Annotated in this window: 15 protein-coding genes; 9 read left to right on the top strand and 6 right to left on the bottom strand. The window is 53.8% G+C overall.

The genetic code is table 11. The annotated features are described in order from the left end of the window. Positions 1-15 precede the first annotated feature (15 nt). Both ACFPMF_RS07180 and ACFPMF_RS07175 read left to right on the top strand, forming a co-directional pair. On the top strand, positions 16-1311 hold the full coding sequence (locus tag ACFPMF_RS07180) for a caspase family protein (RefSeq protein ID WP_379842669.1): 1296 nt from the start codon (positions 16-18) through the stop codon (positions 1309-1311). After that, positions 1308-1733: a hypothetical protein gene (locus ACFPMF_RS07175; RefSeq protein ID WP_379842667.1), complete on the top strand. Its 426-nt coding sequence runs from the start codon at positions 1308-1310 to the stop codon at positions 1731-1733. Before ACFPMF_RS07180 ends, ACFPMF_RS07175 begins: the two co-directional genes overlap by 4 nt. A gap of 29 nt (positions 1734-1762) precedes the next feature. On the opposite strand, the gene ACFPMF_RS07170 is transcribed toward ACFPMF_RS07175, so the two are convergent. Further along, positions 1763-2404, bottom strand: a complete 642-nt coding sequence (locus ACFPMF_RS07170; protein ID WP_379842664.1) for an MBL fold metallo-hydrolase — start codon at positions 2402-2404, stop codon at positions 1763-1765. Between the two features lie 13 nt (positions 2405-2417). Further along, complete coding sequence (locus tag ACFPMF_RS07165; RefSeq protein ID WP_379842661.1) at positions 2418-3119, bottom strand: SAM-dependent methyltransferase; 702 nt, start codon at positions 3117-3119, stop codon at positions 2418-2420. Between the two features lie 194 nt (positions 3120-3313). Here ACFPMF_RS07165 and ACFPMF_RS07160 point away from each other — a divergent pair, with 194 nt between their 5' ends. Further along, positions 3314-3892: a nitroreductase family protein gene (locus ACFPMF_RS07160; protein ID WP_379842659.1), complete on the top strand. Its 579-nt coding sequence runs from the start codon at positions 3314-3316 to the stop codon at positions 3890-3892. A 49-nt stretch (positions 3893-3941) separates the two neighbouring features. Here the strand turns inward: ACFPMF_RS07160 and ACFPMF_RS07155 are convergent, their stop codons facing one another. Together ACFPMF_RS07155 and selD are read right to left on the bottom strand one after the other, a co-directional pair. Next, positions 3942-4721, bottom strand: a complete 780-nt coding sequence (locus ACFPMF_RS07155) for an alpha/beta fold hydrolase (RefSeq protein ID WP_379842656.1) — start codon at positions 4719-4721, stop codon at positions 3942-3944. Between the two features lie 128 nt (positions 4722-4849). Continuing rightward, a complete protein-coding gene (selD, locus tag ACFPMF_RS07150; protein WP_379842655.1) occupies positions 4850-5869 on the bottom strand; it encodes a selenide, water dikinase SelD in 1020 nt (339 codons plus the stop codon). Between the two features lie 390 nt (positions 5870-6259). On the opposite strand from selD, the gene ACFPMF_RS07145 reads away from it, so the two are divergent. From ACFPMF_RS07145 to ACFPMF_RS07130, 4 genes are all read left to right on the top strand, one after another. Then, complete coding sequence (locus ACFPMF_RS07145; RefSeq protein WP_379842654.1) at positions 6260-9652, top strand: TonB-dependent receptor; 3393 nt, start codon at positions 6260-6262, stop codon at positions 9650-9652. 67 nt (positions 9653-9719) lie between these two features. Next, on the top strand, positions 9720-10583 hold the full coding sequence (locus tag ACFPMF_RS07140; RefSeq protein ID WP_379842653.1) for a glycerophosphodiester phosphodiesterase family protein: 864 nt from the start codon (positions 9720-9722) through the stop codon (positions 10581-10583). A gap of 90 nt (positions 10584-10673) precedes the next feature. After that, entirely contained in the window at positions 10674-11057 is a 384-nt protein-coding gene (locus ACFPMF_RS07135) for a DUF4180 domain-containing protein (protein WP_379842652.1), read from the top strand. Beyond that, on the top strand, positions 11029-11397 hold the full coding sequence (locus ACFPMF_RS07130; RefSeq protein WP_379842651.1) for a nuclear transport factor 2 family protein: 369 nt from the start codon (positions 11029-11031) through the stop codon (positions 11395-11397). Before ACFPMF_RS07135 ends, ACFPMF_RS07130 begins: the two co-directional genes overlap by 29 nt. A gap of 28 nt (positions 11398-11425) precedes the next feature. On the opposite strand, the gene ACFPMF_RS07125 is transcribed toward ACFPMF_RS07130, so the two are convergent. Beyond that, positions 11426-12346, bottom strand: a complete 921-nt coding sequence (locus ACFPMF_RS07125; RefSeq protein WP_379842650.1) for a patatin-like phospholipase family protein — start codon at positions 12344-12346, stop codon at positions 11426-11428. Positions 12347-12524: 178 nt separating this feature from the next. On the opposite strand from ACFPMF_RS07125, the gene ACFPMF_RS07120 reads away from it, so the two are divergent. Continuing rightward, a complete protein-coding gene (locus tag ACFPMF_RS07120) occupies positions 12525-13499 on the top strand; it encodes a polyprenyl synthetase family protein (RefSeq protein ID WP_379842649.1) in 975 nt (324 codons plus the stop codon). 50 nt (positions 13500-13549) lie between these two features. Here ACFPMF_RS07120 and ACFPMF_RS07115 read toward each other — a convergent pair whose 3' ends face one another. Beyond that, the gene (locus ACFPMF_RS07115; RefSeq protein WP_379842648.1) at positions 13550-14290 is read right to left on the bottom strand and encodes a fatty acid desaturase; all 741 of its coding nucleotides are present in this window, start codon (positions 14288-14290) and stop codon (positions 13550-13552) included. A gap of 91 nt (positions 14291-14381) precedes the next feature. Here ACFPMF_RS07115 and pafA point away from each other — a divergent pair, with 91 nt between their 5' ends. Then, on the top strand, positions 14382-16043 hold the full coding sequence (gene pafA / locus ACFPMF_RS07110) for an alkaline phosphatase PafA (protein ID WP_379842646.1): 1662 nt from the start codon (positions 14382-14384) through the stop codon (positions 16041-16043). Positions 16044-16064: the final 21 nt, after the last annotated feature.

Raw genomic sequence — 16064 nt, 5'->3', positions numbered from 1 at the left:
AAAATCTGTTCTGCTATGAAACCGGCTTTTGGTTTGTTCCTGATGGGGTGCTGGTTAGGGAGTTGGCCCTTGTTCGGTCAGTCGGTGGTGGAACCGATTGTGCAGTTCAAAAGCGACTCGATTCCGGCGATGGCGTTCAGTGTGACGGGTTCCGGGCGGCATTTCAACCGGTTTTATCCACTCGACGCCGATCAGGTTAAACTCCGTATCGGTGATACCGTGCTGGTGAAGGTTACACCCATCCAGTCAAACCGGAACCTGATCATTTCGATCCGAAACTGTTACGGCGACTGCACGATTGACGAAAAAGCGTCGAGCGGGTCGAAAACGAACGCTTACTCGGTTTTGTCCGCCAACGTCGATACCCTCAGGGATTTAACCCTGAAAGTGCCCATTACGCCAACGGTAAGTTTTACCGACCCGACGGGCCGGAAACTCACCCTCGACAATTCGGGCCTGAAGTTCATGTTTGTCTATATTTCCAACCCGAACATGGCGTTGGCGCAGTATGACCTGCAATTGTCGGTCATTCGCCGAACGGCTGGGAATCAGGAGTATCCGCTACCGGCCAAACTCAAACGGCCGTCGATGGCGACGGCCCGCTACCATGCTGTGCTGATCGGTATCAACGACTACAGCGATACGCGTATTAAACTGAACCGCCCCCGCAGCGACATCGCCCGGCTGGACAGCGTGCTCCGGCAGCAGTACGATTTTGCGTCGATTATCCGCCTGCCGAATGCGACCAAAAAGATGGTGAAAGACACCCTGACGGCCTTATCATATCGTTTGCTGAGTGACGATAATCTCCTGATCTTTTTTGCCGGACACAGCGTCAGTACCGACGAAAATAACGGGTTCTGGGCGTTGCAGGATACCCGGCAGGAAGACCTCGACAGCTACCTTTCCAACGCGGCTCTGGTATCGATCCTGAACGAGATGCGCACACAGCACCTCCTGCTGGTGGTCGATGCCTGTTACGGCGCGACGATCGTGACCTACCAGGTGATGACCAACCAGAAGTTGCAGACCTGGGAGGAGAAATACAACCAGAAAAGCCGGAAAGCCATGAGTGGCAGTTCGCTGGAGGAAGTGCCCGACAACAGCGTGTTTCTGGAGTATTTTATCAAGAAGCTGGCGACCAATGACGAAGAATATCTTTCTTCGGAAGAACTCTTCGATAGCATCAAAAACGGGGTGCATAACAAAACGCAGATCCGCCAGAAACCGACGTACGGCCATATCAAGGGCGCCACGCCGGGGGCGGGGGATTTTCTGTTCAAACGAAAACCGGGTCTTGCCATCAAATGAAACTGCTGCTGATCGCTTTGCTGGGGTGGGGACTTCGGGCGCTGGGCAGTCCGGTGGTGGCGGATTCCAGCCGGGCGAAAGGAGATACGCTGGAGGTTAGTTACATCAAGGTATTTTTTATCGATGCGCCCGTGCCGGATTCGAGCCGGAAAGTGACGATCAGCTACAGCCAGAAAAGCGTTATTCTGGTGAATGACTTTAACAAAACCGCCCAGCTCGAGATCAGCAAGGACCTGAAGCAATGGACCAGATTCACCATTCAGGCCAGCAATGTAAGCATTTATCCCACCAATACTGCCCAGCTCTACCTTCGGCTGAAAACCGACCCCGTCCGGTACAACAAGTACACGGTGCGACGGGGCTCCCGCTACCGCATTTACCTCGGGGCCGACGGTAAACTCGCCCTCAATCCGGAAGACTAAGGGGAATCAGCAAATCCCGAAAAGCGGTTTTACATCCTCACAAATGGATTCGTTTTTTTCTCGCGGCCAATGGTGGTCGGGTCCATGTGACCGGCATACACAGTGTAATCGTCGGGAAGGGTGTAAAGTTGGGTTCGAATACTGTTCATGAGGGTGTTATGATCGGATAGGGGGAAGTCGGTACGGCCCACACTGCCCCGAAATAGCACATCGCCCCCGATCACGAAACGGTCGGCGTGGTTAACAAAAGCCACGTGTCCGGGGGCATGCCCCGGCACAAACCGAACCTCCAACTGCGCCTTTCCGAAGTCGATGATTTGCCCGGCTTCCAGCCAATGATCGACTTCGGCTTCTTCGTAGGCCCTAAAACCGTAGTGGGGAGCCAGAATCTGGTTCGATTTAAGCACGGGCAGATCGCTGGGGTGCAGGTACAGCTCGATGCCGTAGGTCCGCTTGACGAAGGCATTCCCCAGCACGTGGTCGATATGCGCGTGGGTGTTGAGCAGCTTGACCGGTTTCAGTTCATTTTGCCCGATAAAACCGGTCAGTGCCTCTTTTTCATGCGGTTCATAACAACCGGGGTCGATGATGACGGCTTCGCCAGTTTCGTCGTACAGAACGTACGTATTTTCCTGGAGTGGGCTAAAAACAAATGACTGGAGTTGAACCATGGGAAGATCGAAGTTAGAGAATCAGAAACAGGCTGGGTTTTTTGTGTAAATCCGGGCTTTGGGCTTTCCACTCGCGGATTGTCCGCGTCCGGACCAGTTCGTCGGGAGCTGTGAGGTTACAGGCGATGCACAGGCGGGTTTCGGGATGGCAGGTAGCCAGCAGATCGGCCAGCAGCTGGTTGTTGCGGTACGGGGTTTCCATGAAAATCTGCGTTTGCTGCCGTTTGCGGGCCTCCTGCTCCAACTGCCGGATCTCGTGGAGCCGGGCCGGTTTTTCGATGGGTAAATACCCGTGAAACGCAAACGACTGCCCGCTCATGCCCGACGCCATCAGGGCCAGCAGAATCGAGGAGGGACCGACCAGCGGCCGCACCTGCCAGCCCGACTGATGAGCCAGCCGCACCGCCACCGCGCCGGGATCCGCCACGCCGGGGCAACCCGCTTCGGACAAAATGCCAGCATCCCGGTTTTGTTGCTTCAGCGCCTGAAGCTGCTGCCGGGTGTCGGTTTCGGGCGTGTCTTTGTGGAGGTCATAAAACGTTAGTTCGTCGATGACGACCCCGGTTTTCAGGCTGCTGATGAATCGGCGGGCCGTGCGGACGTTCTCGACAAAAAATACCGTTGTCTGACTAATCACGTCGCGGATTTGCGGGGACAAAACCTGATCGGCCGTGTTTTCGGCCAGAATTGTGGGAATCAAGTATAAAACCGGCATGGTAAAGCAAAGAAACACCAACCGAAACAAACCAGAGGGCCTGTCGGTTTGCGAAGGATAGTTTCGCAAGTTAGTCGGGCGAGCGTTCCCGTAGCGAATCGGCGTGAAATATTCTCGGACCGGAGGGTAGAATACGGGCTTGCAAATACGGCCGATTGGTTAGTTTTGCGGTTTCATTTTAATCGTTTTTGATTATGCAGGATACTTTTGATACGATAAACGAGATCATTCGGACCCGGCGGAGCTATTTCCCGCCCGAATACATTGATAAAGAAATTCCCCGTGAGGTGGTGGAGACCATTGTGGCCAACGCCAATTTCGCGCCGACCCACCGCCTGACGCAGCCGTGGCGGTTTACGATTTTCCGGGGGAACGGCCTGACCAAACTGGCGGATTTTCTGGGCGAGCAATACCGGCAGAATACACCACCGGCGATGTATTCGGAAGCCAAGTTTGAGGTGACGCGCACCAAAATTCTGCGGGCGTCCTGCGTGCTGGCCATCAACATGCAGCTGCATTCCGACAAAGTGCCGGAATGGGAAGAACTGGCTTCGGTTGCCTGCGCGGTGCAAAACATGTGGCTGACGGCCACCGCCCTGAACGTCGGCGCCTACTGGAGTACACCGGGCAATCTGGACGCCCTGGGCGACTTCCTGAACCTGAGTCCGACCCAGAAGTGCGTCGGGCTTTTCTACATGGGCTACCACGACGACCGGGAAAAACCGGCGGTCCGGAAGCCCATCGAAGACAAACTGACGTGGGTGGAAGAATGATGAGTTAAGAGGTATGAGTTAATGCGTTAGCCAACTCTTAATTCTTAACTCATACCTCATCATTCTTCAGAAACCGCATCAGCACGTCGACAAACTCGGCGGGTTTTTCGGCCTGGACCCAGTGGCCGGCTCCTTCGATGGTTTCGAGCGTGCTGTTAGGGAAAAGGCGTTTGATTTCGGCCTGGTCTTCCTCCCGGATGTAGCGGGAGTCGCCCCCGCGGATAAACAGGGTCGGCTCGGTGACAATCCGGACGTTGCGCAATTCGCCCCCGATACCGTGTAGTTCCTGCTCGATGACGGGCAGGTTCAATCGCCAGTCGAACCGGCCCTCTTCAGTCCGGTACAGGTTTTTGAGCAAAAACTGCCGGACGTAGGTGAGCGGTTCGTAGCGACTTAAAATTTCATCGGCCTCGTTACGACTTTTGAGCGTGGCGAGGTCGATGGCTTTTAAGCCCCGGATGAGTTCGGCATGGTGAATGGGGTAAAACTTCGGTGCGATATCGACCACAACCAGTCGGCTGAACTGGCCCGGATAGTCCATGGCGAATTGCATGACGGTTTTTCCCCCCATCGAATGCCCTACCACAATGGGGCTTTCCAGTCCGTGGTCGGTGATAAATTCCTGCAAATCAGCGGCCATGGAGTCATAATCCAGCACCTCGCTGCGCGGGGATCGACCGTGGTTCCGCTGATCGACCAGAAACACGCGGTGGTTGTGTTCGGCAATGGATTTCGAAACCGTCAGCCAGTTATCGGACGAGCCGAAAATACCGTGCAGGATGATAATGGGTGTACCGGTTTCGCCGGTTTGGCGATAATATAGTTTCATACGGCGTACTCACGAGCTTAATGCCCGGGAACAAAAGTAGAAAAGATTCCGTACCCACGGACTTGATTCCGTGAAATCTGGCCACAAGTCGAGCCTGGGGTTCTCGGGTTTAAGCCCGTGGACATGGCTTAGCGTACATATACCACCTTCTCCTGCTGCTCGATCAACTGCCCGAACGCCTTCAGGTACAGTTTATGCTCGAACGCCACCTGTTCAAATTCTGTCGCACTCCGCGAATCGACGGCAATCAGCAACCCTCCGTTGGGTTGCGGATCGGCCAGAATCCGTTGCTGCTCGTCCGGTACCTCATTGATTTTAGTGGCCAGGCTATTCCAGGTGCTTTGCGCCCTGGACGAAAGGGCTGCCGGGGATAGATACGAATCCAGATCCGGCCAAACCGGAACGTTGTGAAAATCGATGTCGGCACTCAGGCCACTGCTTTCGGCAAGGTGGGTCAGCGCACCCAGTAAACCGGTGCTGCCGACCGGGGCAACGGCTTTGACGTAGGGTAATTTCCCCAGAAAAATACCAAAGGTATTTAGGTGTGTCAGGTGCTCCAGAGCCAGCTCCGTTTGTTCCGGGCTCAGTAAATCCTGCTGCATGGCTGTGGTCAGGATGCCAAGGCCCAGCGGTTTGGTCAGATACAGGCAACACCCTTCGGTAGCCGTGCTGGTCTGCTTCAGGTGATGGAGCCGTACTTTGCCCGTCACGGTTAGTCCGAAATAGATTTCGGGGCTTTTAATCCGGTGGATGCTGGCCAGCAGAACACCGGCTTCGGCGCAAAGCGAGCGACTACCTTCCGCGACCTGTTCGGCGGCTTCGGTGGGTAGCTGGTCGGACGGCCAGCCCAGGGTGGCGGTGGCCAAAACCGGCTCTCCGCCCAGCGCATAGATGCGATTGAGCGAGTGGGCCGAGGCAATCCGGCCATAGTTGAATGGCTCATCCACAAAGGGAGTGGCGAAATGCGTCACACTCAGGAGAGCTTCGCCATGACCCAGTTCCAGCACAACGGCATCGGTGGCGGCACCGGTCAGCAGATGAGGAAAGGCAAAACCGGGATGATGGCCCGTTTCAGGGCCCATTTTTTGAATAAAACCGGTAGATAGGCCCATCTGGGCCAGTTTGTATATTTCCGTTTGTTGAATCATGTCGATGAAAGGCTAAACCGTAAACTAAGTTTTCCAATTTGTATTACTTAAAGATAGCCGGAAAGGTTCTGGAAACCAGGTTCGAGGCCAAAGGAGAGGAGGGGATTATTTGTGTTAATTATCTGAATAATAGAATATTATATAGGATTTTTACAAAAAGGCAGAACACCCGGATGGTTTCTTAATAAAAAAATAATGGGCTGAAATTGAACGATAAAAACAGATTTGTGGAGTTTTTGTAGAATGCTTGTTGGTTAAACGGTTATTATAGTACTTTACTAAGAACGGGTACTTGAGTCACAAAAAAAAATGTCGTTTCTTTGTGAGGAACTGTACTTAAATAGTTAAGGATACGCTTCATAACCAAATTTAACCAAATCGAACATTTGTATGAACAGAAAATTACTGTCTGTCTGGCTTATTGCATTCGCATGGGGGCTGATGCTGACTGTCCTCAGTGGTAGTAAGGTTCAGGCACAGGTAACCTCCTCTTCCATTGCGGGGTTGGTCAAAGATCAGAAAGGCGATGGACTTCCCGGTGCTACGGTAATTGCAGTGCATACCCCGTCGGGGACGCGCTACGGAACTGTCACCAATAATGAAGGTCGGTATACCTTCCCGAATGTTCGCGTTGGGGGGCCGTATACGGTAACTACTACGTTTATCGGCTTTAAAGAACAAGCGAAACAAGGCATTGAAGCCAGCCTGGGTACGGCGGCCAACGTCGATTTTTCGATGGTGGACGAAAGCACCCAGTTATCAGAAATCGTGGTTTCTGGCAACCGGAGCGATATTTTTAGCTCCGACCGGACCGGGGCTGCCGCTTCGTTCGGACGGGAAACCATCAATTCCATCCCGACCATTGGCCGGACGCTGACGGACGTTACGAAATACAATGCGTACGGAAACGGGCAGTCTTTTGCCGGTCAGGATCCGCGTTTCAACAACTTCACTATTGATGGTTCGGTTTTTAACAACGGATTTGGTCTGGGGAGCTCGGCGCTGGCCGGCGGCCGGACCGGGACAACCGCCGTTTCGCTCGATGCCATTGACCAGCTTCAGGTAAACGTGGCGCCCTTCGATATTCGCCAATCCGGTTTTACGGGGGCAGGGATCAACGCCGTAACCCGCTCCGGGACCAACGAATTCCAGGGATCGGTTTACCACCTGTTCCGGAACAACAGCCTGGTGGGTAAAACGGCCGATGGCGATGAAATTACGCCGAAACCCAACATTAACGAGAAAACGTACGGTTTCCGGTTGGGTGGCCCGATCATCAAAAACAAACTGTTTTTCTTCGTCAACGGCGAGATGTATAAAAGCAGTACCCCGGCTATGCTCTGGAGCCTCGATCGTGGACAGGGTGCCAGTGGCCAGGTTTCCCGCGTAACGCTGGCCGATATGCAGGATCTGTCGCAGTTCATGCAAACCAACTTTGGCCGGAGCCTGGGGGCTCTCGACGGTTTCAACAACGATGTGAACAGCTTCAAAGGGTTGATTCGTCTGGACTATAACATCAACGACCAGCACAAACTGTCGGTCCGATATTCACACCACAATTCAGATTCCGGATCGCTCATCAGCAACAGCAACAGTAGCAACACCGCCGGAAATGGAAACCGGACGAACAGCGCCCTGGCGATTTCACCGGAAAACTCCGGGTATATCATTGCCGATAACACCCGTTCGCTGGCCGCCGAATTGACCTCGAACTTCGGGGGTAAATTCGCCAATAACCTGATTGTTACGTACAACAAACAGCTGGAAGACCGGACCTACAAGACGGGTATCTTCCCGTCTATCGATATTCTGAAAGACGGTAGTACCTACACCTCGATTGGGTTCGATCCGTTTACCCCGAATAACCAGCTGAATTATTCGACGATGAACGTCACGAATAACTTCAGTTATTTCGCCGGTAAGCACACCCTCACCGCTGGTGTGGTATACGAATATTATACCTCAGACAACGTATTTTTCCCGTCGTCGAACGGGGTTTATGTCTATAACTCCATCGACGATTTCAAGCAGGCGGCTTTAGCGTCGATCAACAATCCGAACGCAACGACTTCACCCGTACCGGTCGCTCGTTATAACCTGCGCTATTCGCTCATTCCGGGCGGGGGCGAACCGCTGCAAACGTTGAAACGGAGCCTGTACAGTGCCTACATTCAGGACGAGTTCCAGGCCACGCCGAACTTCAAGCTGACGCTGGGTCTGCGGGGTGATGTTTTTCACTACAACAACAGCACGGCTGAAAACTTCAACAACCCGATCGTGGCCGGTCTGACGTTCAAGAACGAAAATGGTGAGAATTACAAAATCACCACCGGATCGTTCCCGAAACCGCGCCTGCTGCTGTCACCGCGTGTGGGCTTCAACTGGGATGTGAAAGGGGATAAAACGACGCAAATCCGGGGTGGTAGCGGGATTTTCGTATCCCGTATTCCGGAAGTACTCGTGTCCAATCAGTTAGGCAATAACGGGGTGAATACGGCGGTCATCAACCTGACCAACACGACGGCTGTTCCGTTTGTGACGGACCCGAGCAAACTGCCGGAAGCCATTCGGCCCAATCCGGCCAACGTGGATATTTCCAAACTGGCTCCCTACGTGATCAACGCATCGGATCAGAATCTGAAATACCCGCAAATCTGGAAAACCAACGTAGCCATCGATCAGAAACTGCCCGGGGGCCTGATCGGAACGCTGGAGTTTGTGTATAACAAAAATATTCAGGCCCTGCGTTATATCGATGCGAACCTGAAAGCGCCCGAAGCCGGCAAAACCCTGAGCGGGCCGGACAACCGCCCGGTGTTTCCGGCCTATGGGGTGGCAAGCTCTGGTCTGGCAGCCGCCCGTTACTACAATCCGCAGATTGCCAACGCGTTTGTGTTGAGAAATACCAATAAGGGGAACTCGTATATTGTCACAGCGAAACTGGAAAAACCGGCCGTTCGGGGTTTCGGCGGGTCGCTGGCCTATACGTACGGCAAAGCCCGCGACCTGGCCGTTGTGGGTAGTACGGTGGTTGGAAACGTTCCGTCCGTGCTGGGACAGAACTACCTGACCACGGCGTATTCGGATCAGGATATGCGGCACCGGGTTGTTGGGTACGCAACGTACCGTCTGAACTACGGCGGTAAATTCGGTGGTTCGACGGCCATTACCCTGGGTCTCCTCGGCAACAGCGGGGGCAAAATCTCCTACGTTTACAACCAGGATGTCAACTTCGACGGTCAGAACTCGAATGACCTGCTTTACGTACCGAAAACGGCCTCTGAGCTGACGTTCACGCCGTTGACGGTTGGTTCGGGAGCAACGGCCGTGACCTACTCACCGGAACAACAGGCCGCTGCGTTCGAAGCGTATATCGAGAATAACAAGTACCTGAAAACCCGTCGCGGGCAGTATGCCGAACGGAACGGTGGAGAATACCCCTGGCTGACCCGGTTCGATCTGTCGTTGGTGCAGGAGTTTTACGTGGCGGTTGGCGTGAAAGGCAAACGGAATACGATCCAGCTCCGGGCCGACATTCTGAACTTCGCCAACCTGCTGAACGATAGCTGGGGCCTGGGGAACGCCCTGACGGCTTCGACGGGGACCTCTACGTCCAGCCCGCTGACGGCGACGGTCAACACCACGACGGGACAAACAACCTACCGGTTGGCGACCCAATCGTTCAAAGGTCAGACCACGCTGTTGAAAGACTCGTTCTTGCCGGCTCAAAACCTGAATGCGGTTTACCAGGCACAAATTGGTATTCGGTATATCTTTAACTAATTGATTGGAAAGTAAGGATTTGCCCCCGCCGGATTCGTTCGGCGGGGGCAATTTTTTGGGAATGGCAATGAAAAAACTACTGATTTGGAGTTTCGTGCTGCTGAAGTATTCGCTGTTGTACGCGCAGAGCGGTTCGGGGTTTTCGACCGCGCAGGCACTGGAACAGGTTCTGGCGTATCGGCCGGATCGGAACGTGCCGCTGATCCTGGCGCATCGGGGTGGGCCCACACCTTCTGAAACGGAAAATAGCCTGGAAACCTTCCGGCATCTGAATGAGCAGGTACCGGAGGCCATTCTCGAAATGGATGTCCGGATGACGCGGGATAGCGTGCTGGTCCTGCTGCACGACGACGAAATTGAGCGGACGACCACGGGCACCGGTTCGCTGAAAGCGCAGACCTGGGCCGACTTAAAGGCGGTTTTTCTGCGCGATTTGCGGGGCAACCCCACCCGCCAGCGTATCGCGCGGTTTGATGACGTCTTGCAGTGGGGCGCTGGCAGGGTCGTGATGGCGATCGATGCCAAACCGGGTGTCGATTTGGAAAAAGTCATGAAGACCATCGTCGATCGGGGTGCGTTGCACAGCGTTTTTATCATTTGTTATTCGGTGGACGATGCGGTTTTGCTGCGGAAAAACTACCCCAATCTCTGGATTGCCCTGGGGTTCAACCAGGCCGATCACGGCGATGCGCTGCGGAAAGCCGGGCTGTCGCTGCACCACCTGATTGCGCTGGCGTCGCGTCAGAAAAAGGAGTTCTATGAACGGGTTCACCAAGATGGGATTCCCTGTACCGCCGGAACGTATGGCCCGGGTAATCCGGACGAAAAACCGATTCGGGAGGTGGCCGGTGAATACCGGGCGATTTTTAAAACGGGTGCGGATATCCTGACAACGGATCGACCGGCAGACGTGAGGGCGCTGTTTAACTAATAACCGCATTGCCTGTATCCGGTTTGGGAAGGAAATGCGTTGGCCAACGTATACCTTTGTTGTTAGGAGCCTTTATTCAAAACGAGACCGATGGAAATACATCTCATGAACGTCAATGGCGTTGACCTGGCGGAGCTGAGATCCGATCAGTTTGTCATTCAGCAGGTGCAGGATGCCCTGGATTTGCTCGCCAACTGCGCGTATCAGGGGGCGGAGAAAATCATTGTTCAGGAGAAACACCTGACGCCTGGTTTCTTCGATCTGAAAACCGGGTTGGCAGGAGACATTCTTCAGAAATTCTCGACGTACCGGATTCAACTGGCGGTGGTTGGGGATTTTTCGAAGTTTACCAGTCAAAGTCTGCGCGATTTCATGTACGAAAGCAACCAGGTGGGTCGGATTAATTTTGTGGCGTCCGTGGACGAAGCAATCGCTAAACTAACGCATGGAAGACTTAATTCGGGCGTATCTTGAAGCCTACAACACCAAGAATGTTCCGGCCATGCTGGCGCTGGTCGATGAGCAGATCGTTTTCGAAAATGTTTCCAACGTTTCGGGCGTGATCCGAACCACCACCCGGCAGGCGTTCGAAGACCTGGCCAATCAGTCGTTGGCGTATTTCAGCGAGCGGCAGCAGACCATCCGGTTTTTGGTCATCAGCGCGGAATCAGCCGCGGTCGAGATCGATTACCGGGCAACCCTGGCCATCGACCTGCCCAACGGTTTGAAAGCCGGCGATACGATGGCGCTTCGGGGGGTCAGTATTTTTGAACAGAAAAACGGCAAATTGACGCGAATCAGCGATTATAGTTAGCCTCCCGGGCGAGCCGGTTTGTTCGGCATTAGTCGACTTGCCGCCCAATGCCTGCCGTCCGTAACACCTCGGTCGCGTTTTCATATCCCTGTACGATGAGCCGGCCAATATCTTCGGAGGAGAATTTCATCAGATTCAGGTAGAGGGGTTCCTGGGGCCGGACGAGCGTCAGGTGCATTTCCTTTCCCCGGAGCTTTTCCCGCTCGACCCAGCGTTCGGCCCAGGCAATGTCGTTGTTGACGATCTGATTGACCGTAATATCCTTCACCCGTTCGACCAGGTTCAGCAGGTTGCGGTAATTGAACTTCTCCGTAAAAATCCGTTTGGCATGACAGGCCACACAAACCAGCTCGTTAGCACCGTCGTCGATGGCTTCCCTGAGGGGCGCAACCTCCCGCAAACCGCCATCCAGAAACATTTTTTCGCGATCACCGCCGATGCAGACGGCGGGCATCAGAAAGGGTAGCGAACTGCTGGCAATGACATAATCCAGAATCGCTGGATCTTCGTTGTCCACATACACCATATCGCCATGAATGATGTCGACGGCGCCGACCTTCAGCCGGATCGGACTGTTGACGAGCGTCGGAAGTTTGATGGCCTCTTTAATCAGATTTTGCAGGGGGGTATTGTCCAGCAACCCGTCGAAGCGGCTCATTACCGTGTTATAGCCCATCAGCAACCGCGAGCGGATTTCGGCCACATCTTCGGGTCGGGTGATGTTGCGAATCCAGAATTCGATCAGGTGCCGACCGACTTTCGGCCAATTGATGGTCCCGTGTTCAGCGAATTGTTTACCGGCTTCGTGCACCAGAAAAACCGCATTGAGACTCCCGACCGATATTCCGTAAATAGCTTCCGGCTCAAAACCGGCTTCCAGAACCGCCTGAATGGCACCCGCCTGAAACGCCCCTTTGAGTGAACCGCCCCCTAAGACCAGTGCACGCATGAATCGAATGATAATGATGGATGATGAATGATGAATCCAACGCTTAATTAACAGCTTTCCGGGCATCGTTCATACTTCAGTATCCATAATTTTTTAAAGTTTTGCCCCGAAGTTCACGTTTGAGTGGTATACTTGCGCCCTGAATACGGTTCGTCTGACCAACGAACTGATCGTACTGATGCCACTATCGATCCGGAACATACAAGCGCCGATTGCTGCCGAAATGGAAACGTTTGAGCACAAATTCCGGCAGTTTATGAAAAGTGAAGTGATGTTGCTGGACCAGATCATGACCTATATTGTGCGCCGGAAAGGCAAGCAATTGCGGCCCATGTTTGTGTTTCTGACGGCGGGGGTATGCGGCACCATCAACGATTCGACCTACCGGGGAGCCGCCCTGATCGAGCTGGTTCATACGGCCACGCTGGTCCACGACGACGTGGTGGACGACTCCAACTACCGGCGCGGTTTCTTCTCCGTCAATGCGTTGTGGAAGAATAAGATTGCAGTTTTGGTGGGCGATTACTTGCTTTCCCGGAGTCTTTTTCTGGCCGTCGATCACGAAGATTTTGAGTTTCTCAAACTCATCAACCGGGCGGTTAAGGAAATTTCGGAAGGAGAACTGCTCCAGATCGAAAAAGCCCGGCGGCTCGACATTACCGAATCCATTTACTTCGAAATTATCCGGCAGAAAACCGCCACGCTGATTGCGGCCTGCTGCGCGGTAGGTGCCCGATCGGTGGGGGCCATACCGGAAGTGGTGGAAGCCGCCCGGCTGTTCGGCGAAAAAGTCGGAATTGCGTTCCAGATCAAAGACGATCTGTTCGATTACGGCGAAGTGGAAGTAGGCAAACCGCTCGGCATCGATATCAAGGAGAAGAAGATGACACTGCCGCTGATCTATGCGCTTAACAACGCTGGCTGGACCGAAAAACGGCGGATGATCAACATCGTCAAGAACGAAAGCGAGAACCCGAAACGGGTGGCCGAAGTGATCGATTTCGTGAAAAAGTCGGGCGGAATCGAATACGCCACAACGGTCATGGCCCGCTACGTCGATGAAGCGCAGGCACTGCTGGCCACCTTCCCCCAATCCCCCTACCGCACGTCCCTCGAACAACTGGTGCAGTATACCATCGAACGCAGCAAATAGAATTATGGGTTAAGAGTGATGAGTTAAGAGTTGGCTGATGCATTTAACTCTTAACTCATAATTCTTAACTCATCACTCCTAACACTCTCTCGTGCTTCCGGCAGTTTCCACCACGGCAGGTAGGGCCAGGCATGGTGTTCGGCGTGGTAGCCAAAAAAATAACAGCTCAGAAAAGCCCAGACGTGGTTGAGCGGCTGGCTCCGGGCGTTGTGGGGCGGGTTTTGGTGTTCTCCGCGGTGGGGTAAGTAGGTACCGAAGAAAAAAAGCTGGAACGTACTCAACACCGCCGGAACCATCCAGTACAGAATCAGATTCTCCATCGGGAGCCAGATTTTCAGGATGTTATAGGTTATGGCCATCAGCAGAATCTGTCCAATCGATATGTATTCCTTCAGAAAGCTGTAATACCAGGCCAGAAAGGCAGGATTGCCATCGTGGAAATCCGGGTCGTCGTGGGTGGCGGAGTGCCGGTGGTGGAGGTGGTGTTTGCGGCTCAGTCGGTTGAAATTATTGAAGGCAAACAAGGTGGCACACACAAAACCAACCCAGTAATTCAGTCGTCGGTTTTGAGGAACCACGACACCATGAATGGCATCGTGGGCGGTAATAAAAACGCCCGTATAGAGGTGCATTTGAACCAGCACAAAGAAGTAGGTCAGCGGATTTTGCCAGTTAATGGGATACCGGAGCAAAAACGCCAGCATACTGCCCCATCCCAATAGAATGGCTGCGGCAAAATACAGGCCCCGGTTGCCTATGTGGGAAGGCTTAAATGCAAGGGTTGATGGCATCTTTCACAATTCATTTACCGGCTAACGACTCGTGTACGGGAAATGTTCATTACTTTTGGAGTACAGTAACCCAATCCCTTTTTTATTTGGCATGAAATTACTTCGTTTTGCTTCCTTTTTATTGCTTCCCGTCCTGACTTTTGCGCAGTCGGCCCCGAAAAAACCGGCTACAACCTCGTCGACCCTGAGCCGCCCGAAACTGGTGGTTGGCATCATTGTGGATCAGATGCGTTACGACTACCTGTATCGGTATTACAACAAGTACAGTGAGGGCGGTTTTAAGCGGATGATGCGCGACGGTTTCAACGCCCGCAACAACCATTACCATTATGCCGCCACGATCACGGCACCCGGCCACGCCCACGTTTATACGGGTTCAGCACCGGCCATCTCCGGGATTGTCGGCAACGACTGGTACGACCGGCGGCTGGATCGGGATATGTATTGCGTGGAGGATTCGACGGTTACGGCGGTTACGGCGAGTGGGAACACCACCTCGGCCGGGAAAATGTCACCGCGTAATCTGCTGGTAAGCACCGTCACGGATCAGCTGAAAATAGCCACCCAGGGTCGCTCGAAAATCATTGGGGTGGCGATGAAGGATCGGGGGGCCATTCTGCCAGCCGGTCACGCGGCCAACGCGGCTTACTGGTACGATTCAAAAGACGGGAGCTGGATTTCGAGTACGTTTTATATGAAAGAACAACCGCAGTGGGCGAAAGATTTTAATGCCCGAAAACTGTCGGACAAATACCTGACCCAGGCCTGGGAAACCGTCCTGCCAATCAATCAGTACGTGGAAAGCACGGTCGATGATACCCCGTTTGAAAACCCGCTGGCGGGCGAACCGAAGGCGGTTTTTCCGCACCAGGCGGTGGCTTCGCTGGGGAGTAAATACGAAGCCCTGCGCACCAGCCCGTTCGGCGATATTCTGACGAAAGAAATGGCGGTTGCGGCCCTGAAAGGCGAGAACATGGGCAAAGGCCCGGAAACGGATTTTCTCTGCGTAAGTTTTTCTTCCCCCGACGCCATTGGGCACCGGTTTAGCCCGTCGTCCATTGAGGTGCAGGACGAGTACCTGCGGCTCGATAAAGTAATTGCGGAGTTGCTGACGACGCTGGACGAACAGGTCGGGAAGGGCAATTACTTCACCTTCCTGTCGGCCGACCACGGAGCCGCCGATAACCCGGCGTATTCGCAAAGCATGAACGTGCCGGGCGGTTTTCTGGATGGCAATAAAATCGGGGCGGCAACGACCAAGGCCATCACCGATGCCTTCGGTCCGGGTAAATGGATCGTGGGAGACGCAAACGGGCAGGTTTACCTGAACCACGATCTGCTGCGGGAGAAAAAAGTAAAAATTTCGGAGGTTGCGGAAGTGGTTAAAATCGCCCTGCTGAAAGAGCCGGGTATCCAAAATGTAATCAATCTGCACGATATCGGTAACACGTCGGTGCCGGAATACTGGATGCCCCTGCTGCGCAATGTGTATAACGCAAAACGGAGTGGTGACCTGTACATTGTAACGCAGCCTGGCTGGTTGCAGGGTTACCAGAAGGGCGGAACCTCCCACGGAACGCTTTTCAATTACGATACGCACGTTCCGCTGCTGTTCTACGGCTGGGGCATCAAACCGGGCGAAACGACCCGCCGGACGCACATTGCCGATATTGCCTCCACGGTTTCGGCCCTGCTGCACATTCTGGAACCGAGCGGAAACATCGGCAACCCGGTTTTTGAAGCGATCAAGTAAAACGTCAGGTGGCTGGTTTTC

Source organism: Larkinella bovis (assembly GCF_042655385.1).
GTDB lineage: Bacteria > Bacteroidota > Bacteroidia > Cytophagales > Spirosomataceae > Larkinella > Larkinella bovis.
Note: the sequence above shows the minus strand (reverse complement) of the source record. Positions and strands in the feature narration are given on the sequence as shown.

Bases quoted from the DNA above. Each gene is read 5' to 3' on its own strand.
- ACFPMF_RS07175 (WP_379842667.1), top strand. From the start codon at position 1,308: ATGAAACTGCTGCTGATCGCTTTGCTGGGGTGGGGACTTCGGGCGCTG.
- ACFPMF_RS07120 (WP_379842649.1), top strand. From the start codon at position 12,525: ATGCCACTATCGATCCGGAACATACAAGCGCCGATTGCTGCCGAAATG.
- ACFPMF_RS07145 (WP_379842654.1), top strand. From the start codon at position 6,260: ATGAACAGAAAATTACTGTCTGTCTGGCTTATTGCATTCGCATGGGGG.
- ACFPMF_RS07130 (WP_379842651.1), top strand. From the start codon at position 11,029: ATGGAAGACTTAATTCGGGCGTATCTTGAAGCCTACAACACCAAGAAT.
- ACFPMF_RS07140 (WP_379842653.1), top strand. From the start codon at position 9,720: ATGAAAAAACTACTGATTTGGAGTTTCGTGCTGCTGAAGTATTCGCTG.
- ACFPMF_RS07155 (WP_379842656.1), bottom strand. From the start codon at position 4,721: ATGAAACTATATTATCGCCAAACCGGCGAAACCGGTACACCCATTATC.
- ACFPMF_RS07125 (WP_379842650.1), bottom strand. From the start codon at position 12,346: ATGCGTGCACTGGTCTTAGGGGGCGGTTCACTCAAAGGGGCGTTTCAG.
- ACFPMF_RS07180 (WP_379842669.1), top strand. From the start codon at position 16: ATGAAACCGGCTTTTGGTTTGTTCCTGATGGGGTGCTGGTTAGGGAGT.
- ACFPMF_RS07115 (WP_379842648.1), bottom strand. From the start codon at position 14,290: ATGCCATCAACCCTTGCATTTAAGCCTTCCCACATAGGCAACCGGGGC.
- pafA (WP_379842646.1), top strand. From the start codon at position 14,382: ATGAAATTACTTCGTTTTGCTTCCTTTTTATTGCTTCCCGTCCTGACT.
- ACFPMF_RS07170 (WP_379842664.1), bottom strand. From the start codon at position 2,404: ATGGTTCAACTCCAGTCATTTGTTTTTAGCCCACTCCAGGAAAATACG.
- ACFPMF_RS07165 (WP_379842661.1), bottom strand. From the start codon at position 3,119: ATGCCGGTTTTATACTTGATTCCCACAATTCTGGCCGAAAACACGGCC.
- selD (WP_379842655.1), bottom strand. From the start codon at position 5,869: ATGATTCAACAAACGGAAATATACAAACTGGCCCAGATGGGCCTATCT.
- ACFPMF_RS07160 (WP_379842659.1), top strand. From the start codon at position 3,314: ATGCAGGATACTTTTGATACGATAAACGAGATCATTCGGACCCGGCGG.
- ACFPMF_RS07135 (WP_379842652.1), top strand. From the start codon at position 10,674: ATGGAAATACATCTCATGAACGTCAATGGCGTTGACCTGGCGGAGCTG.